The sequence below is a fragment of the Enterovibrio qingdaonensis genome (assembly GCF_028683135.1).
Taxonomy (GTDB): Bacteria; Pseudomonadota; Gammaproteobacteria; order Enterobacterales; family Vibrionaceae; genus Enterovibrio; species Enterovibrio qingdaonensis.
Genome location: NZ_JAJUBB010000007.1, coordinates 194,801 through 216,433 on the forward strand (window position 1 = coordinate 194,801; position 21,633 = coordinate 216,433).

18 protein-coding genes, 1 tRNA gene and 1 other RNA gene are annotated in these 21,633 nt (G+C 47.3%); 14 read left to right on the forward strand and 6 right to left on the reverse strand.

Going from position 1 to position 21,633, the window contains the following annotated elements; translation table 11 throughout:
* Nucleotides 1-176: 176 nt before the first annotated feature.
* Nucleotides 177-1,364 carry a mannose-6-phosphate isomerase, class I gene (gene manA, locus LRP49_RS12060; protein WP_274142443.1) on the reverse strand — a complete coding sequence of 396 codons (1,188 nt, stop codon included), beginning with the start codon at nt 1,362-1,364 and terminating at the stop codon, nt 177-179.
* Nucleotides 1,365-1,494: 130 nt separating this feature from the next.
* Nucleotides 1,495-3,411: a PTS fructose transporter subunit IIABC gene (locus LRP49_RS12065; protein WP_274142444.1), complete on the reverse strand. Its 1,917-nt coding sequence runs from the start codon at nt 3,409-3,411 to the stop codon at nt 1,495-1,497.
* A gap of 410 nt (nt 3,412-3,821) precedes the next feature.
* On the opposite strand from LRP49_RS12065, the gene LRP49_RS12070 reads away from it, so the two are divergent.
* Nucleotides 3,822-4,667, forward strand: coding sequence for an AraC family transcriptional regulator (locus tag LRP49_RS12070; protein ID WP_274142445.1), 846 nt, complete (start codon nt 3,822-3,824; stop codon nt 4,665-4,667).
* Here LRP49_RS12070 and LRP49_RS12075 read toward each other — a convergent pair.
* The 3 genes from LRP49_RS12075 to LRP49_RS12085 all read right to left on the reverse strand — a co-directional run bounded on the left by LRP49_RS12075 (nt 4,664) and on the right by LRP49_RS12085 (nt 6,196).
* Nucleotides 4,664-5,434, reverse strand: coding sequence for a PTS sugar transporter subunit IIA (locus tag LRP49_RS12075; protein WP_274142447.1), 771 nt, complete (start codon nt 5,432-5,434; stop codon nt 4,664-4,666). The two genes, LRP49_RS12070 and LRP49_RS12075, sit on opposite strands and share 4 nt — an antisense overlap.
* The gene (locus LRP49_RS12080) at nt 5,431-5,733 is read right to left on the reverse strand and encodes a PTS fructose transporter subunit IIB (protein ID WP_274142449.1); all 303 of its coding nucleotides are present in this window, start codon (nt 5,731-5,733) and stop codon (nt 5,431-5,433) included. Before LRP49_RS12080 ends, LRP49_RS12075 begins: the two co-directional genes overlap by 4 nt.
* An 82-nt stretch (nt 5,734-5,815) precedes the next feature.
* Nucleotides 5,816-6,196, reverse strand: a complete 381-nt coding sequence (locus LRP49_RS12085; RefSeq protein ID WP_337992947.1) for a cysteine-rich CWC family protein — start codon at nt 6,194-6,196, stop codon at nt 5,816-5,818.
* 457 nt (nt 6,197-6,653) lie between these two features.
* Here LRP49_RS12085 and LRP49_RS12090 point away from each other — a divergent pair, with 457 nt between their 5' ends.
* Complete coding sequence (locus LRP49_RS12090) at nt 6,654-8,000, forward strand: dicarboxylate/amino acid:cation symporter (RefSeq protein ID WP_274142451.1); 1,347 nt, start codon at nt 6,654-6,656, stop codon at nt 7,998-8,000.
* Nucleotides 8,001-8,054: 54 nt separating this feature from the next.
* On the opposite strand, the gene LRP49_RS12095 is transcribed toward LRP49_RS12090, so the two are convergent.
* Complete coding sequence (locus tag LRP49_RS12095; protein ID WP_274142452.1) at nt 8,055-9,455, reverse strand: bifunctional NUDIX hydrolase/phosphatase PAP2 family protein; 1,401 nt, start codon at nt 9,453-9,455, stop codon at nt 8,055-8,057.
* A gap of 244 nt (nt 9,456-9,699) precedes the next feature.
* On the opposite strand from LRP49_RS12095, the gene LRP49_RS12100 reads away from it, so the two are divergent.
* The 12 genes from LRP49_RS12100 to kch all read left to right on the forward strand — a co-directional run bounded on the left by LRP49_RS12100 (nt 9,700) and on the right by kch (nt 21,623).
* Nucleotides 9,700-9,790 (forward strand) — tRNA-Ser (locus LRP49_RS12100).
* 43 nt (nt 9,791-9,833) lie between these two features.
* A non-coding RNA gene (locus LRP49_RS12105) (RtT sRNA) lies at nt 9,834-9,981 on the forward strand.
* A 236-nt stretch (nt 9,982-10,217) separates the two neighbouring features.
* Nucleotides 10,218-12,314: an eCIS core domain-containing protein gene (locus LRP49_RS12110; RefSeq protein WP_274142453.1), complete on the forward strand. Its 2,097-nt coding sequence runs from the start codon at nt 10,218-10,220 to the stop codon at nt 12,312-12,314.
* 119 nt (nt 12,315-12,433) lie between these two features.
* Complete coding sequence (locus LRP49_RS12115) at nt 12,434-13,204, forward strand: maleate cis-trans isomerase family protein (protein WP_274142454.1); 771 nt, start codon at nt 12,434-12,436, stop codon at nt 13,202-13,204.
* Nucleotides 13,205-13,612: 408 nt separating this feature from the next.
* Nucleotides 13,613-14,170, forward strand: a complete 558-nt coding sequence (locus LRP49_RS12120) for an outer membrane beta-barrel protein (RefSeq protein WP_274142455.1) — start codon at nt 13,613-13,615, stop codon at nt 14,168-14,170.
* Between the two features lie 245 nt (nt 14,171-14,415).
* Nucleotides 14,416-14,910 (forward strand): hypothetical protein, encoded by a 495-nt coding sequence (locus LRP49_RS12125; RefSeq protein WP_274142456.1) that lies wholly within the window; start codon nt 14,416-14,418, stop codon nt 14,908-14,910.
* A gap of 93 nt (nt 14,911-15,003) precedes the next feature.
* Nucleotides 15,004-15,495, forward strand: coding sequence for a hypothetical protein (locus tag LRP49_RS12130; RefSeq protein ID WP_274142457.1), 492 nt, complete (start codon nt 15,004-15,006; stop codon nt 15,493-15,495).
* 59 nt (nt 15,496-15,554) lie between these two features.
* Nucleotides 15,555-16,271: a fimbrial biogenesis chaperone gene (locus LRP49_RS12135; protein WP_420791549.1), complete on the forward strand. Its 717-nt coding sequence runs from the start codon at nt 15,555-15,557 to the stop codon at nt 16,269-16,271.
* Nucleotides 16,272-16,289: 18 nt separating this feature from the next.
* Nucleotides 16,290-16,967 carry a fimbrial biogenesis chaperone gene (locus LRP49_RS12140; protein ID WP_274142458.1) on the forward strand — a complete coding sequence of 226 codons (678 nt, stop codon included), beginning with the start codon at nt 16,290-16,292 and terminating at the stop codon, nt 16,965-16,967.
* Nucleotides 16,964-19,420, forward strand: a complete 2,457-nt coding sequence (locus LRP49_RS12145) for a fimbria/pilus outer membrane usher protein (protein WP_274142459.1) — start codon at nt 16,964-16,966, stop codon at nt 19,418-19,420. The genes LRP49_RS12140 and LRP49_RS12145 overlap by 4 nt, the downstream gene beginning before the upstream one ends.
* On the forward strand, nt 19,410-20,279 hold the full coding sequence (locus LRP49_RS12150) for a hypothetical protein (protein WP_274142460.1): 870 nt from the start codon (nt 19,410-19,412) through the stop codon (nt 20,277-20,279). The genes LRP49_RS12145 and LRP49_RS12150 overlap by 11 nt, the downstream gene beginning before the upstream one ends.
* Nucleotides 20,280-20,411: 132 nt before the next feature.
* A complete protein-coding gene (gene kch, locus LRP49_RS12155; protein ID WP_274142461.1) occupies nt 20,412-21,623 on the forward strand; it encodes a voltage-gated potassium channel protein in 1,212 nt (403 codons plus the stop codon).
* The last annotated feature ends 10 nt before the right edge of the window (nt 21,624-21,633 follow it).

The window sequence follows — 21,633 nt, forward strand, 5'->3', positions numbered from 1 at the left end:
AGCACAAGAAGCAACGCGCAATAATAACGCAGGTTGTGATGTGTAAAGATTCTCAGATGCGCGAATTTCTATCTTCACCATTGGATTCGAGCGTTGAGCTGGGGTAGGGAGTGCGGAAGTCGTTAGGAATAAAAAAGCCCAGCGACGCTGGGCTTTAGGGCTGATATCGATGCGTATCAGTTGTACGCGCGTGCGAATGCGCCGCTGCAGCTAACTGAGTAGTCACCGACATAAGCCGGGATAAAGACGGATTGGCCTTTCTCCAACGTGACATTTTCACCATTACTGTGCGCGACGGTTAGCGGTGCATCAATCGCAATCAAAATTTCAGCACTGTCTGTTGTCAGTGCTTGGTTTTCTGTGCCGGTATATACGCTGAACTTGAAATCAGGCACAGGGATAGGGTAGTGCTGAGCGGTACCCTCCGTGTTTGGTTGCAGACGGATTGTATCCTTCGCCATTGGTACGCAACGCGTGCACGCTGTGAGCTCAGGAACATCCATGTGCTTTGGCGTCAGACCTGCGCGCAACACGTTGTCTGAGTTTGCCATGATCTCTAGCCCCGTACCTTTGATATAGGCGTGCGGTGTACATGCATCCAAGAACATCGCTTCCCCTGGAACCAGAGTAATGGTGTTCAGAATGAGCGGAGAGAACAGGCCAATATCACCTGGGTATTGGGTAGAAAGGTCTAACAGCAATGCACAGAAAGCGTCTTCTTTATTCGCGTCAGCAAACGCAATAAGTTGTTCAAGGCACGTTGCTTTAGCTTCGCCATCTAATGACAGCATGGCTTCAAAAAACGCGCTTAGTCCCGCTTCGTTCTGGTTTGCTTCAAGTGCACTGATCAGATCGCTGAGTTCAGCAATGTTTAGCTGGCGGAAAAGATCCAAAATTTCGCTGTAGTCACGGAAACCATTCATGGCGGTGTATGACGTCAGTGCGTAGACAAGCTCAGGCTTGTGGTTCGGGTCTTTGTAATTACGAAAACCTGCAGAAAGCGGGATGCCTGCGGCTTCTTCTTTCGCGAAGCCTTCTTCAGCTTGTGCTTTGCTTGGGTGAACTTGCACAGACAGTGCTTTTTCAGCAGAAAGCACTTTGAACAGGTAAGGCAATTCACCGAACTGTTTCGCCGTATCTGCACCCAGCATCTTCGCCATGTCGGTGGCGATGAAATCTGATAGCAGGGTTTCTTTGCCGTCAACGGTCACTTTTGAGCAACCATTTGGGTGCGCACCCATCCAGATTTCAGCTTGCGGTTTATTCTCAGGGTTAGCGATATTGAAAAGGATGTTCAGAGCGTCATGGCTACCCCATGCATAGTCCTGAATAATATTGTTTAGTGGGTAAAAGTGAGTCGTCATTATTCTTCTTCGTTCTTTTTTTAGTGTTTCAAAACTGGCTGTGAGTGTATCAGAACCGTTTCATTAAATTTGGATCTAAAACAGGAAAACGCCCCCTTAAGAATAAGGGAGCGAATTCAGGGGGAATCGATTAAGCGGTTGCTACAGAAGCATTTTCTTTCTGAGCTTTTGCTTGACGCATTTTCTTCAGAGAAACGGCTACTAACGCGGTCACTACTGCACCTGCCGCCATACACGCCAGAGCCAGAACTGGTTTGTTCATCGCACCCAGCAGAGCAACAACCGGACCACCGTGTGCCACGCTGTTCGTGATGCCGAATGAGAAGGCCATGACCGCAGCAACCATTGAACCCAGTACGTTCGCAGGAATCACTGACATTGGGTCTTGCGCAGCGAATGGGATAGCACCTTCAGAGATACCTACCAAGCCCATTGCACCTGATGCTTTACCTGCTTCGATTTCAGATTCTTCGAAGATGTTGAACTTACGGCCGATAACGGTTGCCAGAGACATACCCAGCGGCGCGACAGGGATTGCACATGCCATGGCACCCATAAACTGTGTTTGACCGCTTGCAATCATGCCGACAGAGAACAGGAAGGCCACTTTGTTGAATGGACCGCCCATATCGAAGCCAGCCATACCACCCAGAACAATACCCAGAATGATAACGTTACCTGAGCTCATGTTGGTCAACATGGTGTTCAGGCCTTCCATCAGTCCTGCGATAGGCGCACCGATAACGAAGATGAACAGACCAGCGATGAACAACGAACCCGTGATTGGCGCAATCATGATTGGCACAAGCGGCTGAATAAACTTGTGATAGTTACGGGTAGCAACCCATTTCACAAAGTAACCAACCAGCAGACCTGCAACGATAGCACCGATGAAGCCAGTACCTGCGTCTGCACCGTAGAACGAACCGTTGTTGGCAATCCAGCCACCAATCAGACCCGGAGCTAGGCCCGGACGGTCAGCAATGGCGTAGGCGATGTAACCTGCCAGAATTGGAATCATCAGCGTAAAGGCAACCACACCGACATCCAGCACTTTGTTCCACAGGCTACCCGGAGGAATCGCCATGCCAGCTTCTGTTGGTTGACCACCAATTGCCAGTGCCAGTGCGATCAGAAGACCACCGGTAACAACAAACGGGATCATGTGAGATACGCCGTTCATCAGGTAACGATAGAGGTCAGAACGCGCTTGCGATACTTTGCTTTCGCCGCTGTCTGCGGTGCTTTCGTCAGCGTTTGCCACGTACTCAGGGGCTTGCAAAGCTTGATTGATCAGGCCTTTTGCATCTTTGATTGGGGCTTTAACGCCAGTTTTAATTAAACGCTTACCTGCAAAACGCGCCATATCTACTTGCTTGTCACAAGACACGATAATCGCTTCTGCGCGTGCAATCTCTTCAGCGGTTGGGCTGTTTTTCACGCCGATAGAACCGTTGGTTTCTACCTTCATTTCATAACCCAGTGCGGCAGCACCTTTTTCCAGTGCTTCTGCTGCCAAGTAGGTGTGAGCAACGCCCGCTGGGCAGCCCGTTACGCCAATCAGCAAGCCTTTGTTTGCTTCTGGTGTTTCGAGCTCGTCTTTTTTCTCTAGCAGAAGTGCCAATGCGTCTTGCGCGGTCGCTGCTTGCATGAACTGTTCGATAAAGCCATCTTCAATCAGTTTTGAAGACAGTTCAGCCAGCACTTCAATATGGTGGTTTGCACCGCCGTCCGGCGAAGCAATCATGAAAAAGAGTTTTGATGGTAGGCCGTCTTCTGCACCGTATTCGATACCTTCGCGACTGATACCAATCGCAACAGCAGGTTCGATAACCGCAGCACTTTTCGCGTGCGGTAGCGCAACGCCATCTTCAAAGCCGGTATTGCCTAGCTCTTCGCGAGCATGAATATCGGCAAGAAACTGTGCTTTATCGTTAATGCGACCTTGCGCATGCAGAAGTTCGATCATCTCTACAAAGATATCGTCTTTTGTCTTAGCGCTCAGGTTCAGGCAAATCAGATTTTCATTGATTAGCGACGTAATCATGATTGCTACCCCTAGTTATGTGTAGTTGTTACGGCATTTGTCTATGGGGTAATTTTCCGCTTTTCCCCTATGTTTCAGATAGAGGAGAGAAGAGGCTTTTACTGGATATTTGTAACACTAAAACTCTAATGTGATCTTATTCTCATTTCACAAAGGAGATTTCCCTTGTTGTTAAATACGCAAATTAACTTATATAACAATGAGATGTGTATGTTCTGTTCGAAGTCTGAATGACGGATAAATCTAGTGGGATTTTCTATCGCTGGAAATTAGTAACGCGAGTTGGCCTTTTCTATACTCGGATTAGGTGATTCGAATCACGCATTTTAGGCTACATGATGATTAGAGCTGGCTCGCATTGATATGCAACGGGATAATGCAAACGGATTTATCAACACGTTAGAGGAAAAATGGGCCAGGTTTTTCATCTCCTTTTAGATAACCTGCTTTCTGAGAGTGAGCAGGTTAGTCGTATCGTTTTTGCGCGGGATCAGGTCACGCCTCCGCAATTTAGCTATCAAGTGAACTTTCCCCGTGTTGAGCTGGTTTTAAGTGGAGAGTATCCCAACTTGCTGGAGAGCGAAGACAAATCGATAAACGAAGTGGTGCTCACTCAAGGCGACGTGCTGTATGTTCCACCAAACAGTTGGAATAAACCGAATTGGGATACAGATTGCTCCGTACTGAGCTTGTTGTTTGGTAAGCGTCAACTGGGATTCAGTCTAGTCGGCAAAGCGAAGAATCAGCCGGGCTTTTATGATGTGCAAAAACACAGCATTCAAACCCGAACAGGTCACTCCATCGATCATATGTTGAATGCGTTAAACATGTTGGCAAAAGAGCCAGTGCAAGCCCCGATGGACGGCTACTTGCTGAAAGCGTTGATGAGCTATTGTCAGACGATGCTCACCGCGCCTGTTGCCAGTACGCGTAATCGGGTTGAGGATCTTTATCAGGGGATCTGTATTTATATTCAGGAGAACTTTCACCGTCCTATTACCCGTGAGTCGATTGCTGCCAGATTTAATATTACGCCAAACCATCTATCTCGATTGTTCCGACAGCAAGGGCACATGCGCATGGCGGATTACATTACTTGGGTAAGGGTAGACCGTGCCAAGTTTATGCTAAAACGGTATGACTTCAGGTTAGGTGAAGTCGCGACGCGCTGCGGCTTTCAGGACGTGAACTATTTCTATCGCGTGTTTAAAGCGAAAACAGGGATGACGCCTTCAGAATACCGTGGTCTTGATTAACCAAACGGTACGTTGAGTGCATGGAGAATGATGGTTTCAATAATATCGATATCGTTGTTTTCTGTGAGATATTCGCAGAACGTGTCATCGAGCAATTGCTGAGAGAAGCATGAAAACGCGACGATTTGTTCGCGAATCGGCGGAGTAGGGAGCACTAAACCGACAATTCGTGTCACGTCCCCTCGGCTTGATGCCCAATCTAACGGTTCAGAAGATGTTGCGACAAGAATGTGCGCTTGGGTGATACCCGCAAGCATCACGTGAGGCAGCGCAATGCCATGGCCCATGCATGTTGAAGAGACACTTTCGCGTTTGTACATGGCATTGAATATATCTTCTTGCGACAGTGATTCAGTCTTAGACACTTGCAACGCAAATTCACCGAGCAATGCATGTTTGTCTAATTGGGTATTGGTGAGTCGATGACGTTGGACGGCGAAAGGGAGTGATACATACGTAGTCGGAGAAAATGAGACCGTACGCTTTCCCCCTGATATAAGGGTTGCATGCTCATCGATAAAATTGGTGAGTACCATGGATGCTAATTCTGCATCAGAACCTTCGATAAGAAGTTGGCATAAATCGCCGGGCAGAGCACTTAAACTCATGATCCGCATTGGATGCTCAACACTGGCTTGTTTGCGCTGAGACAGATTGCAGAGAATGGTGACAGAGCGAAAATAGCCTGCGAGGGTTTTGAGCTTTGCCAAACGCCATGCGGCTAACCCGTCTTCACCAATCAGGAAAGTGACCCGCCGGGTGATCATAACGTTTTACAACGCGCCAGCACGCTAACAGGGTCAGTGAGTACTTCTTCGATAGTGACGCAGTGAATTTTACTTCCCGTAAAACGGGCACGATCTTCAATTTCTATGTCTGACGCAATCAATACCACATCAGCACGCGCGATATCCATCACGCTCAGTGGGTTTTCAATGCCCATTGCACCTTGGGTTTCAACGTTAATTTGAATACCTGATTGTTGAGCCGCTTTTTTGAGTTCAGCAGCAGCCATGTAAGTGTGGGCAATACCTGTTGGGCAGGCGGTTACAGCAACAATTTTCATTTTTCTTTCTTCTAATAATTTAGCCAGTTGACGCGGCAGAAGGGCGCGCATTTTGCGTCAAGTTGGCATCAACGTCCGTGATTTAGCCCACGTTGTTGGCATTATTGGTCGACGCATTGCCGTAAGGGCAGTGTCTACAGCCATTTCCGCAGCATTTTCCGCGCTTTAGTAAGTACCATGCTGACAGCACCATGTAGCCATTTTCTTTGGTGTAATCGATATTCTCAATCAATTGCGTGTTGGCAGCGTAGGGCTTGGCGAGACGGACTAAGTCTTCTGTGGTGTATTCTTGGTAAATATCATCGAGCTTACTGTTTACACGCTTTGCAAGGCAGGTCGGGCAGAGACACGCCAAATTATCACTTGCGGGTACCGATAAAACGGGCGGGTAACTCATACACCAACAGGTGCCAGAATCAGCAGTGCAGGCGACGTCAGTATTGCACTCAGGGCATGTTTTCATTCTTAAGTCGAACTTCTCGTGACGGGTTTATCTCGTCATATATTACCGAACAACTCTTGTTGGTTTAACCGTTTTTGATGATGCGTTTTTTCCTGTAGAAACAATGTGAACATTGCGGGCATTAACATATCGGTAACAAAATGTTTCTGTAAGCTCACTTTCGAGACAATGCATATTAGGGATTCAGGATATATATAGATTCCCAAACACGCTGATGGCCTCTATATGCGTGCATCATCAGAGTGTGAAGGGATAAAAAACGTCGTGAAGATATTCTGGCACTAGCTTGCACGCTTCCCATGAACTCAGGTACTAAAATCAAATTTTCAGTCGTCAAATCAAGCGGATTTGACGGCTAAAAAACTTTTTCTTTTAGTCCGGCTTTAAGCCAAATGGTGGAACGGTACAACTCGTCGATAACTTCATGATGTACTAGAAAAATAGTCATGGAGGCGATATGCAAAATTCTGCATCAAATGATGGAAAATTAAGCCTGACGGCCAAAGTCATAATTGGCCTAGTTGCAGGTATTATTCTTGGACTGGCAATAAACATACTTGGACTCAACCCTGCTGGTGGGTTCATTGATACATACGTTACAAACGGCTTATTCCACGTGGTGGGTAAAATGTTTGTGAATGCGTTAAAAATGCTGGTGGTTCCACTGGTACTGTTTTCTCTGATTTGCGGTGTATGCGGAATTGGGGACATCAAAGCGTTGGGGCGTGTAGGCTCCAAATCTTTTGGCCTCTATTTGCTGACGACAGCCGTTGCGATTGCATTCGCGATCACCATTGCCTCTCTAAGCGGCATTGGTACGGGCATGCAAATGGCCGCCGATACGGCGTTTTCTGGTCGTGAAGCTCCGCCACTTTCGCAAGTGCTCATCGACATCATTCCAAACAACCCAATTAATGCGTTGTCAGAAGGTGAAATGCTTCAAATCATCTTCTTTGCGATTTTGATGGGTGTTTGTATTTTGATGGTAGGTAAACCTGCCAAGAAAGTGGTTGAGCTGATTGAAGTGCTCAACGAAATCATGATGAAAATGGTCACTGTTATCATGGAAATCGCACCTTACGCGGTGTTCTGTTTGATAGCGAAAGCCATGGCTAACTTGGGTTTGGCACTGTTTGCTCAGCTTATCGGCTACGTTGTCGTACTGATCGCGGTGCTGCTACTGCACCTGTTCATCGTTATTCCGACCGTGCTGAAAGTATTTTCGGGTCTGAATATTCGTTTGTTCCTGAAAAAAGTGCGCAACATGCAGGTGTTCGCCTTCAGTACAGCAAGTTCTAATGCGACGATTCCCGTTACCCTGCGTACTGTGACAGAGCGTTTGGGCGTAAGGAATTCTGTCGGCTCCTTTACCGTGCCTTTTGGTGCCACCATCAACATGGATGGTACGGCAATCATGCAGGGTGTCGCGACGGTATTTATCGCTAACATCTACGGTATTGATCTGGGCGTGGCGGGCTTCCTCACTGTGATCATGATGGCGGTACTTGCTTCCATTGGTACGGCTGGTGTGCCTGGCGTAGGCTTGATCATGCTGTCGATGGTATTCGCGCAAGTCGGTTTACCACTCGAAGGCATTGGTTTGATCTTGGGTGTTGACCGTTTGCTGGATATGGTCCGCACCGCGGTGAATGTAACCGGTGATGCCGCGGTGAGCTGTATCGTTGCGAAAAGCGAAGGCAAGCTGGACGAATCAATTTTCAACGATCCGAAAGCTGGCGTGATCAGCGGGGTTGAAATCGACCATGATGCAGAGAAAGAACTGGCGGATGCAGCGAAAAGCTAACGGCAGTTTCACGTTATGAAAAAGAGCACCCTCGGGTGCTCTTTTTTTTGCGTTCTATTTACTGACCAGTGCTGCGCCACGCGCAATCCAGACTGCAAGTAACGCGATAGCCGCGCAATTAATCGCAAGTATTTCGATGCTGGAGTGGGATAGCTGTGCGATGCCAAAGGCATTTGCAGCAACCATTACCACAACGGCCAGTGTCATAAAGCCACATTTTGTTCCCATCGGTTTGTCAGCATTTAATGCTCGGGTGTTTCTCTCTAACATCAGCGCAAAAACAAACGAGAAGACCATACAATACAGGAACAAGGGTTGGATTTGCGTAGCGGCAAATGGTACAACCAAAAGTCCCACAAATGACCATGTCAGCGGGTGTAGTAACAGTGGTTTCTCCTTGAAGTTGCGGCGACTTAGAGCGTTAACGATAAACACCGTCAGCACACCAATCACGGCACCTGCAATCACGTCTGTCACGTAGTGCACGCCAAGGTAAACACGGCTTAACGCGACAAGTAATGCTGGAACTAGCCAAATGCTTAATCGGTCATGGCCTGCCTGTTTTACCCAATGGTAAATCAAACCCCACACAGCAAAAGCTGTTGCGGTATGCCCACTTGGAAACGCAAACCCTGAAGCGTTAGCGAGCTGAAGATCAGGGAAAATATAGAAGGGGCGCGGCACCCCAAAATAGAGTTTCCCAAAGCTGACAATCACGGTGGCTAATATGGTTACCAGCAGCGTTTTGCTAGCCCGTTTAACACCACCTGTCGCGATGGCTATAGGGATCAATAGAAAGAACAGCGCGCCACTGCCCATACTTGAAGCCCAAGTGATCAGCGTGCCTATAAAGTCACTGAGTGGTGCAGGCAGAGAGTGGATTGCCGATTGTATCGTTCGGTTAATATCGGCATTCCAAACCGAGAAATCGTGAGCGAGATGAGAAAAGTCGGTACGCTCGTCAATTTCACTGCTATTAGCCTTTTTAAGCAGCTCAGGAAACATTTTGACTTGGTCAGGAAATCGCGCGTCTTCGAGATTAATGCTCTCGGGTTTCACAAGGAATACGTTTCGAACCTCCCGTCCAAAATGTTCAGCGTGCCATGCGGCAACTGTGCCGTTACCAGACTCAGCGGTATGCACAGGGATAGGGGACAAGGCGACACAATTGTACAAAACAGAATTCCGTAACCTTGCCAATTCGCCAACGGCTTTAACCTTTATGCCTGTCTCTTCGAGGGTTTCGCGAACCGCCGCATCGGCGGGATTATCGCTGTCTACATATCCGCCGGGAATAGCGATACGATTATTTAAAATATCGCGTGTGACCAGTACGCGTCCCGATGCATCAGACACCAAGCATGCCGCCCCTTTGATGGGAGATGATTGCTCATTAGCAAGTGTCGGATCTGAAAAAGCCAGTAGGATCCAAACGAACAAAAGTAGTTGTTTCATAGCCGAATTGAGAAAGCGGGTGTTGAAGTCATTGTATCTGAAGCTGTGCAGCAGAAAATAGGATTGTATGCGCAAAGGAATAAAAAGTGCGCAAACTGTAATAATTGTATTTAAAAGTTGGGGAAATACGTTTAAAAACAACGAATGCAAACATGGTTTGTATTGTTTTTAGGCGTTTGAGTGAATTTTCTTAGAAAAAGGGTTTACAGGTACGCATTCACTCAGTAATATTCGCCGCAACCACGGAGAGATGGCTGAGTGGTTGAAAGCACCGGTCTTGAAAACCGGCGTGCGTTTATAGCGCACCTAGGGTTCAAATCCCTATCTCTCCGCCAAATTAGATTAAGCCCGCTCAATGAGCGGGCTTTTTCGTATCTGGAGTAAACCTTTGAGATAGGGATGCAGAATCCTAGGCTCTAGGGTTTCAGCCGAGCGAAGCGAGACAACGTTGCTCGGCGAAGCCGAAAAAGCAACGGCCCGAAGGGAAGGGCGCGAAGCGGCCGCATAAATCCCTATCTCTCCGCCAAATTAGAAAAGGCCGCTGAATTATCAGCGGCCTTTTTGCATTTTTAACCCTCGATGAGATAGGGGTGCAGAGCCCTAGTCAGGGTTCAGCCGAGCGAACCTAACCCCCTATACCCTATACCCAATAGCCTTACAGATAGCGTGCCTTTCTTGAGATATCAAAATCAACGGAAGGTTGCTCCGTTCAAAGTGGAATACACTTGAAGCTCGGCTCAACAGAGTATGTAACGCTTCAATATGCGTGTACTGAAATCCGCAGGAAATACACCCAAACGAAATACGCCAAAATCGGCGGAAGCTAACGGTGTGCGCATTAGCCATTCGGTTTCATCTCAGAGAAGCTGGCCTGCGTATCGAACTTTACCTGTTCAAAACTCAGTCTTTACTTCGTCACTTCGCGTTCAACCTTCAAATCATCCGCTCGACCATGAGGCGGATGAATTTTCCGCCACAGTGGTCGGCCGCTCTCCTTTGTTATCAGGGCATATTCGACGGCCACTTGTTGCACCAACGTGTGTATCGCAAACAATTCGTGAAGCAGGTAAGCCCCTCGATGACACCTCTCGTCGCTTTTTCGAAGCGAGAATGCAGCGAGATTTAAGTGAAGTTCGTATACACACAGGACATTTGGCAGATCTTTCGACGCGCTCACTCAGTGCTGCGGCTTACACCATTGGCAACCATATTGTTTTTCGCGACGGGTTGTTGAGTCCGCTGACAGTGAAGGGCAGAGGATTGCTTGCGCACGAACTTGCGCATGTCGCTCAACAAGCGGACGGTCGAACGGCAAATATTCAATGCCAAGATTTACCTGAACAAGTTATTCCAGGCTCTACCCATCTCAGTCGTGTTGCTCAGGCATACAGAAGGGACAATACGCATGTTGGAGCTCAGATCAATTTGGTGGCCGTTGAATACTCAACGGGAGATGGTCCTCGTCAAACTCGGGTTTTTGAGAACAGGTCGGGTGTTGCCCATACTGAAGTTATGATGGACGAGTTCTTTAGGCGGCAAGGACGCAATGTTCAAATTCATGAAATCTATTCTGAGCGCCAGCCTTGCGGACCATCAGAACAAGATTGCGAAGCAAGAGTTCACCGGATTGTCAGACGAAGAGGTCGCAGAGGATCGAACGGTGAGCCAGAAACGCGCACCACCTATGGATACCAGTATCAAGAAGCGGTGAGACAAGGCGGTACGCGTGCTCGTCGCTCACGAGAGCGTATTTCAGAGTCTGCGGAACGAACGCGCACAACAGGGAATTTGGAGTGGGATTTCCCGCGCCGAGAACCGCCTGCACACCATGAGCGAAGCGAAGGTGGAGCAGTGACGCGACGATCAAGAAGATTCAGAGCTCGCTCCTCATCAAACAGAGGAACGCAACGTGGCTTCACTGAAAGTTCAAACACAACGGACTACCTAGACGGGGATGTTTCTCGTCAGGATCCATCCGCCCGCCGCACGCGCAGTAGAGGAGGGACTCCGACCCTGCGAACAAGAAGACTTAGGATTCCTATCTCTTCAATCAGGCACTCGCGACGGGGTTCTCCTCCTTCGGGAGCCGCTGGGGGGGTAATTTCACTGATAGCAGCATTTCTCGCCGGCTGGGTCGAGAGTGCCGTCGATGGGCATCGACTGTCGAGTACGATCGAAGCTCGGCTACCAGCGAGACTCAACCGTGCTATTGAGTCAAATGAAAGCTTATATGAACGCATTCGGATGGCGTCGGCAACAATGCAAGATGGGCACGCGTACGTTGAAATGCATGCTATCGTTGAGGCCGAATATTCGTCAGAAAGCTATGTTGTTTGGCAGGATATCGAAGAGACGCCACCAATGCTCGATGAGGTGCGTGTTACGGGTTTTTCCGAGACGCCTACCCCCTTTGTTGATTTGCCTTTGAGCCGCACTGAACCTCAGTTCAATGTCTTCGAAGAGCGAAGCATAATGCGTTTTTCGATGCCACTGGAATTCGAACAGTCTCAATCACAACCACAGGGGGATGGCGACAACGATACCCTCAGACAGCAGCTCTCCGCTCTGGGAATGCCCATACCTGATTTGCCGCAGACGCCTTTACCTAGAGGAATGGAACAAGGCTCTTTGGAGAGTGCCGCTGATCAAGTTCAACGCATCGTAAATCAGGCAATGTCGGATTTTCGACGACAGGGAGATATTCACCCAAACACCTATATTCGCATCCGTGATGCTTGGCCTGCGCCATACAATGCAAATGATGAGCGCACAATCCGGCAGTTCCAGCATTTGTTATTGGAACGCAATATTATTCTTCCTCTTACCTCAACGATCATCGGGATTATTCAGGCTCGATGATTTTGCTGGCTCAAACCTTTGCGTTTGCTTTCGATGATGAGAATTCGTTCAAATATGCCAAGTGAATATTGTAATTGCGATTAAAATGTTTTGAGTTGTCGGCGTGTGGATAGGCTGAAATGGATGAGATTAAAATAGACACCCTTGTACCCGCGTATGCGTTAGAAAAGGTCGCTCCTCTTGGTCGTGTTGGCGTGATTGCATTGGCGACAGACTTCAATATCGAACATGACCTAAAAGCGTTGTACCCTGATGATGTTCGCGCGTTCACCAGTCGGGTCAGAAATGTTAACCCGCTTACGGTTGAGAATTTGCGAAGTATGGCTCCTGGGATCAGTGCGGCGGCAGACTGCATTTTGCCGAACACCGATTTGGACGTGATTATTTATGCTTGCACGTCAGGCACTGTCGCAATTGGCAGTGAGCGGGTGACCGAGTTAGTTCACAAGACACGCCCAGGTGTAGCAGTGACTAACCCTGTAATTGCCGCGCAACGTGCCTTCGAAGAACTGGGGGCGAGAAAACTCTCTATATTGACGCCGTATACGAAAGCTGTGAACCGAGAAATAGGTGCGACGTTTTCCGCTTTGGGTTACGAGGTGTTGAACATCGCCGGATTTGGCTTTGAAGACGATACCGCCATGACGTACATATCACCGGAGGATATTGCACAAGCGGCGATATCTAACTGCGATCCCGATGCAGATTTACTCTTTATTTCATGCACTGCACTGCGGGCGACGAGTGTGTTGGCTCGGATAGAGTTAGCTCTGGATAAGCCTGTCGTAACAAGCAATCAGGCACTCGTGTGGCATTCACTGCGTCTACTGAAGTACCCCAAACCTATTCGCGGCTTTGGCGTGTTACTTGAGCAATTTCTTGTGAAGTAGCTTCATTTAATCCCGTCAGTGAACCTCATTTAGTGTGAGTTTTATCCCGCTCACGATTAATCATATTTAAAAAATGACACATGAAAACGCTAACAAGGTAACTCTTAAAGTCACCTTGTGAAGGAACTCGCATGCTCGGATTTTAATATTGTAAATCTACTGAATTGGTGAGTTTATTTTATTTTTCACAATGGGTTAGATATAAAATCGTCAGGGTGTGACATGAGGTAAAACCAATTAAAGAGGATTTTCCTTACTTGAGTTGTCACAAATAATAAATAAGAAGATATTGCTCCACTTTTTTGCTGTCGATCGTCACGAAAGAAAACTGCCGAGCATGCCATTACCGTTTCACGGTAAGGCTCGGGAGGTTTGTTAACAACAATGCTTTTATAGGGAATTAAGACGATGAAAAAAGTAGGACTATATGCTGCAATGCTAGCGTTGGGGATGAGCACTGCTGCACAAGCTAATGAGGGTATCTATGTCGGTGCAAATGTTCTGTTTGGTGCCGAGACTGAATTTGAGATATCAGGCTTTGCGGTTAGTGAAGGTGCCGATGTGGGGTTCGATTTCCTAGTCGGTTATCAAATGCCGCTTTCTGATTACGTGGATTTAGGGATGGAACTTGAGTTTCGTTCTTTTGGCGAGGCTAATTTCTCCAATGTGTTAACACTGGAAGGTTCGGCATTTTACTTCAACGCAAAACCCAAATTTTATGTGGACGATGCCAGAAGTTTCTATGTGGCAGGTTTAGTCGGTTTTGGTTCTATGGATATAGAATTGAAGACAGCGACCGATTCGGCGAGTGACTCTGACTCCAGTATTCAATTTGGTGTCGAAGCGGGGTACGAGATGGAGTCTGGTTTGGGTTTGAGTCTCGGTTATAAGTCTGCAACTGCCGAGATTCAAACCATCGATTTCACGACGGATGGGTTTTATGCGGGTGTAAGCTACCGTTTTTAAACCATTATAGTTAAAGAGAAAATGGGGAAAGCGCTTTCCCCATTTATAGTATTAGTGTTTTCTCATATAGGTGCCCCACCTATAAGACATATAATGAAAAAAAATATGTCCACACGACTTTATTATTAGTTTCATCTCATGCTTATTGATTAGTACTTAATTAATCATGTATCTCTAATACAAACGCCAAAAAATTAGACTACATTTACCTATGTTGTTAAAAATATAATAAAGCGGGAGGTTGGATGTATTCTCGCATTAATACAGTTTTATTGGTTGGCATATGTATCTTTCATTCGGGAACAGCATCAGCTGTTTCAGAATCATTATCGATGACGATATCTGGTGAGATAGCGTCGCGGTGTGATATCAAGTTAAATGCTGGAAATATCGTCAATATAACGGAGAATAAGCAACATTCTCTTCCGTTTGTTGTGGATTGTAACCAGCCATTTGCAATGTCAGTCTCTTCAAGATCCGGCGGTCTAAAGTTGACCAGCGACACGAGTGAAAAGCCCAGTTTCTACGACCTAAATATACTTGTGTCTAGTGTGGGCATTAATAGCACGTTTAATAGTAAAGATTTACTTTCCCCTCAATATGTTAATGGTTCTAATGTTATTCCTTTTATCTCAGAAGGTGAGTTAAGAATAACGTTGATAGATAAACTATTTTTTGCGGGAGAGTATTTGGATGTCATTACTATTGATGTATCGCCGTCAATTAACGACGCATATTAACGAAATACAAGTTTCTGCACTCAAGCAGATAATTCGGCTGAAGAAGGTTTTTTAGTCGATACACGTAAGTTAAAAAAACTCTTGGAGAAAATTATGAAAAGGCTAGTTCTCGTAACAATGTCCGCCTCTGCGCTGTTTGCTGCAGCGTCTTATGCTGCACCACAGTCTGTTCAGGTATCAGGTAATGTCGACCCAATTTGTGCGGTAACAGGTTTGCATGCCTCTACAAACCTTCATGTTGGTCAGTTGAATGCCGGGTCTCCGACCACGGGTACCGTTACTGATGTTACCGTACAGTGTAACTACGCCTCGGGTGCGACCGTGACATTGACAAGTACCAATCAAGGCTTGAAAAGCACTGACCCATCTTCAAGCATTTTGCTTGATTACACCGCGTCGCTTGATATGGGTGGTAGCCCAGTGGCCTTAGATACTTCGACGGCTACTAGTGCGTCTGCGAATTATGCGGGTTCCACCGCGCTGGCAGCTGGGGTTACGAGTGATTTGGACATCAGCGTACCTACTGGCACCGTGTTTGCCGGTGATTACACTGACACCTTAACGATCACCGTTGCTCAGCAATAGATAGATGTGCAGGGAGGCGTATGCCTCCCTGTGTCATTTTGCGAAGTAGGAGCCTCTAGATGATGAAGATTCTGCTGTTTAGGTTAACGCTATTTGTGGGACTGGTCTTTTCAAGCCAATCGAGTGCTTATCAAGTTAAACCCATGATTGCTGAGATGACGCCGCTCGGAAAAGGCGCGCAAATGTCGATGCGAATCGACAATACAAACGACTTTCCTCTGACTGTTGAATTGGTACCGCTTTCATTAAAAATGGACAGTGCAGGGGCAGAAACGCTACAGCCGGCAGATGACGATTTGCTCGTTATTCCTGTTACCGCCGTTATTGCACCCGGGAAATCCCAATCTGTCATGGTTCGATACATTGGTGACCCCGAGATAAAACAATCAAAAGCTTATCGAATTTCGGTGCGTCAGCAGAATGTGCTTCGGGGCGAGGATCAGGATTTGGATATCGGATTGCTGATGCGCTTTGATACCTTGATGAATGTGAAGCCCGAGAATACCGCGCCAAAATTGTCTGTAAAAAGCCTGAAAAAAGGCAAGCATGACTGGTTAGTTGAAGTCGCCAATCAGGGAGACAGCTATGGGCGGATTAATGACACCGTTTGGACACTAAAAGATGGTAGTAAAACGCACGTAATTCGTGGTGGAGAATTTCGTGAGTACATCGTTGGAACCTTAGTGCTGCCGCATTCGTCACGTGTTTTCCCTATGAAGCCAGTCAAAGGGTTCTCCCCGAACAGTACGTCGATCGAAATTTCCAATTTGGAGTGATTCATTCCCTTGATGCATATGAAGCCGTTTTGCATTCTTCTCGCACTGTTGTCCTTTGAACTTACAGCCTTGACGATCACTCCCACGGTGTTGGAGATCAGTACACAGCCAAAGATGTCGGCACAGATTCGGCTAGAAAACACGAGTTCCAAACAAACGCCTATCGAAGTCAGTGTTCGTCATTTGGTGTTTGATGATGGAGGGAGCTTCGTTGTCGAGGATGCTGAAAACACAGACTTGGTTGTGTTTCCGCCAGCCGCTGTTCTCGATGTTGGCGGCGTTCAAATCTTCAGGCTGCAATGGCTGGGGAATGCGAGCTTACCGCAGTCACAAAGCTTCTTTGTGCGCTTTACCCAACCTGCGCTTGAAATGCCAGAAATCATCGACGGGACGGGCAATGAGTCCGGCTCAGCATTGGCCATTGAAATTCATTATAACGCGCTAATACATCTTTCATCCCCTTCGCAGAAACCGGATTTGACGCTACGTGTTTCAAGCGAGGGTGTGGCGACACTGACAAACCGAGGTGACCGTTACACATTTCTCAGTCGGTTTCGTTTTTTACATCAGACTAAACACGTTCTAGAAATGCCAGAGACGTTGTTTGGTGAACGCTTTATTCCTCCCAATACTTCCGTGGTGTTGGATTCTGTGTCATCGGTAGTTCCGGGTATATATGTGGGCGAATCGCGATGAAAAAGACGATTCAAACGACGTGCATATTGCTCGTGTGTGTGGCGTACATCTCATTCGCTACTGGTAGCCAAAAACTGAATCCCACAGGGCGTGATATTTCACTGACATCTTTGTTGAGGGTAAGCGACAGCGTTATCGGTGAAACGGAGATTACCATAACGGCAGACGACGAAATTTTATTGCCCAAAGCGTCAACATTGATCCTTTTGGAGTCGATGTTGATGCCATCAACACTAGAAAAGTTGGGAAGACAAGGGAACGCGACGTTGCTTTCACAGAAGGATTTTCAGCAAGTTGGGCTGGATCTGTCATTCGATTTTTCCAGTTTAGAAAGCGTTATCGCGATCCCGAGTGAACAGATGAAAACTCAGCAGCTTTCAATGGCAGAAAAACCGCCCAGTACTGCATTCATCGCGCCCCACGCATTCAATGGCTATTTAAACGCTGCCGTGTCTAACTCTCTGGTTCAGAGAGTCGGAAATGATGAAAGTAAGCAGAGCAACTATCACCATCGATTCGATGCTGGGTTGAATTATAAGAGGCTGACGCTTGAGTATGAGTCTACATATGACGATCTAGACGGATTGGAAGGCGTTTACGCGCGACAAGGAACGCGCCTTAATGTTGATTTCCCGACGTACGGCACAAGGTTGGTTCTAGGAGATATGTTTAATACTGGCACCTTGTTTCAAGACAGTGTTGATGTGATGGGCATTGGCATTGCCAGAGATTTTTCTCTTATTCCTACGCGGAATGTTAGGCCTAAAGCGTCACAGTCTTTTACGTTGACGCGTACGTCTAATGTCGATGTGGTTGTTGACGGTGCTGTGGTGCAGAGGTTTACGTTAAACGCAGGCACTTACAATCTCAATGATATCCCGATCGCGCAGGGTATCAATGACATCGAATTGGTTATCACCGATGCGTCAGGACAGGAGGAAAGGGTCAGTTTTTCCGTGGCGACGGGGAATGATCTGTTGGCGGCTGGGGAATACGAATATGCATTTTTGGTCGGCGCACCGACTGAGTTTCGTGACGATGAGCTGCAGTACGATACGGAACAACGAATTCTATCCGGCTACGTTGATGTAGGTGTTGCACCATGGCTGACGTTGGGGATTAACGCTCAAAAGCGCGATTCACTTTATCAGTATGGCGGTTCGGCATTGGTGGCGTCATCGCTAGGGGTCACTGAAGTTATAGCCAGCCACAGTGAGCATCCCATTTTAGGAAGAGGAACGGCGTACCGTATTGCTCACGATATGGAGATTGCTGACGAACTCTCTTGGCTGACGCAAGTGAGCTTTCTTTACGATTTTACGAGTCCCAATTTCTCAGGTGTCGAATCACTGGATAACAATACCGCGCCATTAAACTCAGTCAGGCACTTTGGCTCCTTCTTTGCGTCGTTTGATGTGAACCCGGCACTGCGCTCTGCCGTGTCATTGACCTATTCCAAAGGTGATGGAGAAACAAACAACTATTGGTCAGTCAGTCCCAGCGTTACTGGCGCACTCTTCCAAACCAAGGCAACGTGGAGCACGCGTGTGGACTATCAAAAATACCGTTCGGGTGATGATGAGTTCTGCACGACATTTACGGTGAGTTGGCCAATTGGCGAAACAACGAGAGTAGTCAGTCGTATTCAGAATGAAAATAACTTCGCCGGGTTAGATATCAGTTATCGCGAGGGAGTGGGGAATACTGAGGGTATTTCGGCTTTTGCGTCAATTGAACGAGATGATGACCGCGACGCAAATATCAATGGTTCAGTGGATTACACAGGAAACCGCTTTCAGGCCAGAGCCGATCATTTTACGCGATTTGACAGTCTGAGCGAAGACACTCGTAGCCACAATACACGGCTCCAGCTTTCCAGTGCAGTTGCGTTTTCGGGGTCAAAAGTCGCGGTAGGTCGCGAAGTGGGCGAAGCGTTTGCGATAGTGACGAAGCATAAAAGCCTTTCTGATAACACGGTTGAAATTGACCCTTCGACCACTGACGGTTTTGCGCGGGTGGTGAGCGATTCTCCAGCTAACGTGTTGATCCCAGATTTGACAGCCTACAACCCGCAATATGTGAGTTTTAACGTGGAAAATCTGCCTCCTGGCTACGATCTTGGTGAAGGCGTTTTCTCGGTAAATCCGGGTTACAAACAAGGGTACCAGTTCACGATAGGATCGGATGCCGTTATCACTGCATTAGGCGTACTCAGGTTTGCAGGTAGCGAAGAACCGGTTCCGTTGACGGTGGGAGAGGCAGTGTATCTTGATGACAATCAGATCAAACCTTTGGAGTTTTTCACCAATCGAAAAGGACGTTTTGCCATATCGGGCATGCGCCCTGGAACGTATAGGCTTGTGTTAAAAACCAACCCAAGAAAAGACATAGACGTCACGATCGCTGACAACGGTGATACGTTAATGCGTCTGGGAGAGTTATATGTGGAATAGGCTACTTCTTCTCACTTGGGGGCTTCTCTTTTCGGCACAGGTTACCGCTGATATGTGCGAAGCGTCGGTACTGAGTTTGGAACCGACAACGAGTTCCAACATCTATGATGTGTTCGCGACGGGCAGCTACCCGCTCAGGCAGCAATTTAAAGTGAGAGCGTCAATATCTGAAGGGTGTAAGACGGTAGTGGTACTCGATCTGGAAGATGACCTATCAGCACTGTCTAACGCCCAAAGAGCGGAGATGCGGTTTGAATGGTATTCAGCTCAAGGACAATTGCAGGCAAATAAATGGCTGATTCATCTCGATAGTGAAAACAGCGAAGCAATGTTTGAGTTTCGCTTCGTGGGGGGCCAGTGGCTGGACGCCGGGACGTATATCAATGTATTGAGAGCGTCGTTGTTTAAAGAAAACTCAGCGATGGAAATGGACCAAATGACCTTAAACGTTGAGGCATCAGTCCTGCCTAGTGCACGCATCCAATTTTACGGATTATCGCAGCGACATTATAACCTAGATTTGGGGTCGCTTAACTCAAACAAAATCATCAATCATGCGCCCCGCCTTTGGGTAGAAAGCACCGCGCCTTATGCGCTCTCGGTTGACTCACAATATGACGGTAAGCTTCGTCACCAGTCTCAAAACTCAAAATGGGATTTAGATTATCAAATGCTTATTGCCAATGAGCCGATCCCACTGGATGGGACTGAGCGGCGATGGACACGAAACCATTCCACAGATGGAACGCCGCTGCCGATTCAAATTATTATTGGGGACACGGACAGGAAGGCAGGTGGTCAGTATAGTGATACGCTGCATATCTACATAGCCCCGAGTCTTTCCTTAGCCCCTCAATAAACGTGCAAGGCAGCGAGACTATCGATGTACCAAACCGCGATTCTTCTTCACTCAGGTCTTATTGAATAGTCAAATACGCGGTCAGTTAGCCACTATACTCCCTTCAAGAATACAGCGTGGAGTGGTGAGACATTGAAGTGGGATAAAGCCCGAGGGGATAAGTTTCTTTCCTTGCTATTGTACCTAAGACATATCTTTATCGCGGGTCTGGTTTTTATCAACGGAGTAGTTATTTTCCGCGCAGTGTGGGGCCAGAAGCTCGACCTAGTAGCATTATTCAATATTAAAAATTTCACCAATATTGATTGGGCACACGCCGCCAACGGACCTTGGTTATTGCTTGGTTTGTTCCTAATGCTGAATGCTTTGGGGCTGCTCTTTCGGGCGCGGGTCGCTTGGGCGGTAAGCCTTATCCTGCTCATTATTGCGTTTACCTTCAATTGGCACTTTTTCCCTAATCTCGGGAAGCATTTGTATTTAAGTGCCGGCACGGCGGTATTGCTACTGGTTTTAGGGAAAGACTTTCATCGCTCCAGCGCAACGGCTGGGGGTATTGCCGCGTTTATCAGCTTTGCGGTATTACTTTTCTATTCTACTTACGGTGCATTGTATTTCGGTGGCGGATTTCATCCAGGGATCCACGATCTGATGACCGCGTTTTACTTCTCCATGGTGACGATGACAACGGTAGGTTATGGCGACATCATTCCGCAAACTGAGGCAGCAAGGCTGTTTACCATCTCTGTCATTATTGCTGGCATCACTGTCTTTGCGACATCACTGACCACCGTCTTTGGGCCGATTATCCGTGGCGGTTTAAATAAACTGGTAAAAGGAGTTCAAAAGCCCATGAATCGAAAGAATCATTTTTTGGTCTGTGGTACATCAGTGCTTGCGACAAGCACGGTTTGGCAGTTATCTAAGCGAGATATGCCCGTCACCTTGCTTACTATTGAAGATGAAGACAAGTTTCCGAGTATTGAGCAGCGAATTGGACGGAAAATCGATATCTTATCGGGGGACAGCACAGACAGCGAGTTTCTAAAAGAAGCAGGTGCAGAGCAATGCAAAGCGGTATTGGCATTGACTGAAGACGATGCCACGAATGCGTTTATTGTCCTTTCAGTAAAATCCATTTCGCCGGACATAAAAGTGGTCGCTGCGGTGAATGATGCCAAAAACCTAAACAAGGTGAAGCAGGTGAATGCGGATGTCGTGATTTCTCCGCAACTGTTCGGCAGTAAAATTCTGGCAAGCGTGTTATCAGGTGAATCAATTAGTAACGAACAGTTACTCGATATGCTATTGGGGTCGGGCAAAGGGCTGATGAAAGAAGATATTTAGTCATAGCATG

Excerpts from the sequence above, each read along its gene's own strand:
- manA (WP_274142443.1), bottom strand. The coding sequence starts at position 1,364 with ATGACGACTCACTTTTACCCACTAAACAATATTATTCAGGACTATGCA.
- LRP49_RS12065 (WP_274142444.1), bottom strand. The coding sequence starts at position 3,411 with ATGATTACGTCGCTAATCAATGAAAATCTGATTTGCCTGAACCTGAGC.
- LRP49_RS12070 (WP_274142445.1), top strand. The coding sequence starts at position 3,822 with ATGGGCCAGGTTTTTCATCTCCTTTTAGATAACCTGCTTTCTGAGAGT.
- LRP49_RS12075 (WP_274142447.1), bottom strand. The coding sequence starts at position 5,434 with ATGATCACCCGGCGGGTCACTTTCCTGATTGGTGAAGACGGGTTAGCC.
- LRP49_RS12080 (WP_274142449.1), bottom strand. The coding sequence starts at position 5,733 with ATGAAAATTGTTGCTGTAACCGCCTGCCCAACAGGTATTGCCCACACT.
- LRP49_RS12085 (WP_337992947.1), bottom strand. The coding sequence starts at position 6,196 with ATGAAAACATGCCCTGAGTGCAATACTGACGTCGCCTGCACTGCTGAT.
- LRP49_RS12090 (WP_274142451.1), top strand. The coding sequence starts at position 6,654 with ATGCAAAATTCTGCATCAAATGATGGAAAATTAAGCCTGACGGCCAAA.
- LRP49_RS12095 (WP_274142452.1), bottom strand. The coding sequence starts at position 9,455 with ATGAAACAACTACTTTTGTTCGTTTGGATCCTACTGGCTTTTTCAGAT.
- LRP49_RS12110 (WP_274142453.1), top strand. The coding sequence starts at position 10,218 with ATGCGTGTACTGAAATCCGCAGGAAATACACCCAAACGAAATACGCCA.
- LRP49_RS12115 (WP_274142454.1), top strand. The coding sequence starts at position 12,434 with ATGGATGAGATTAAAATAGACACCCTTGTACCCGCGTATGCGTTAGAA.
- LRP49_RS12120 (WP_274142455.1), top strand. The coding sequence starts at position 13,613 with ATGAAAAAAGTAGGACTATATGCTGCAATGCTAGCGTTGGGGATGAGC.
- LRP49_RS12125 (WP_274142456.1), top strand. The coding sequence starts at position 14,416 with ATGTATTCTCGCATTAATACAGTTTTATTGGTTGGCATATGTATCTTT.
- LRP49_RS12130 (WP_274142457.1), top strand. The coding sequence starts at position 15,004 with ATGAAAAGGCTAGTTCTCGTAACAATGTCCGCCTCTGCGCTGTTTGCT.
- LRP49_RS12135 (WP_420791549.1), top strand. The coding sequence starts at position 15,555 with ATGATGAAGATTCTGCTGTTTAGGTTAACGCTATTTGTGGGACTGGTC.
- LRP49_RS12140 (WP_274142458.1), top strand. The coding sequence starts at position 16,290 with ATGAAGCCGTTTTGCATTCTTCTCGCACTGTTGTCCTTTGAACTTACA.
- LRP49_RS12145 (WP_274142459.1), top strand. The coding sequence starts at position 16,964 with ATGAAAAAGACGATTCAAACGACGTGCATATTGCTCGTGTGTGTGGCG.
- LRP49_RS12150 (WP_274142460.1), top strand. The coding sequence starts at position 19,410 with ATGTGGAATAGGCTACTTCTTCTCACTTGGGGGCTTCTCTTTTCGGCA.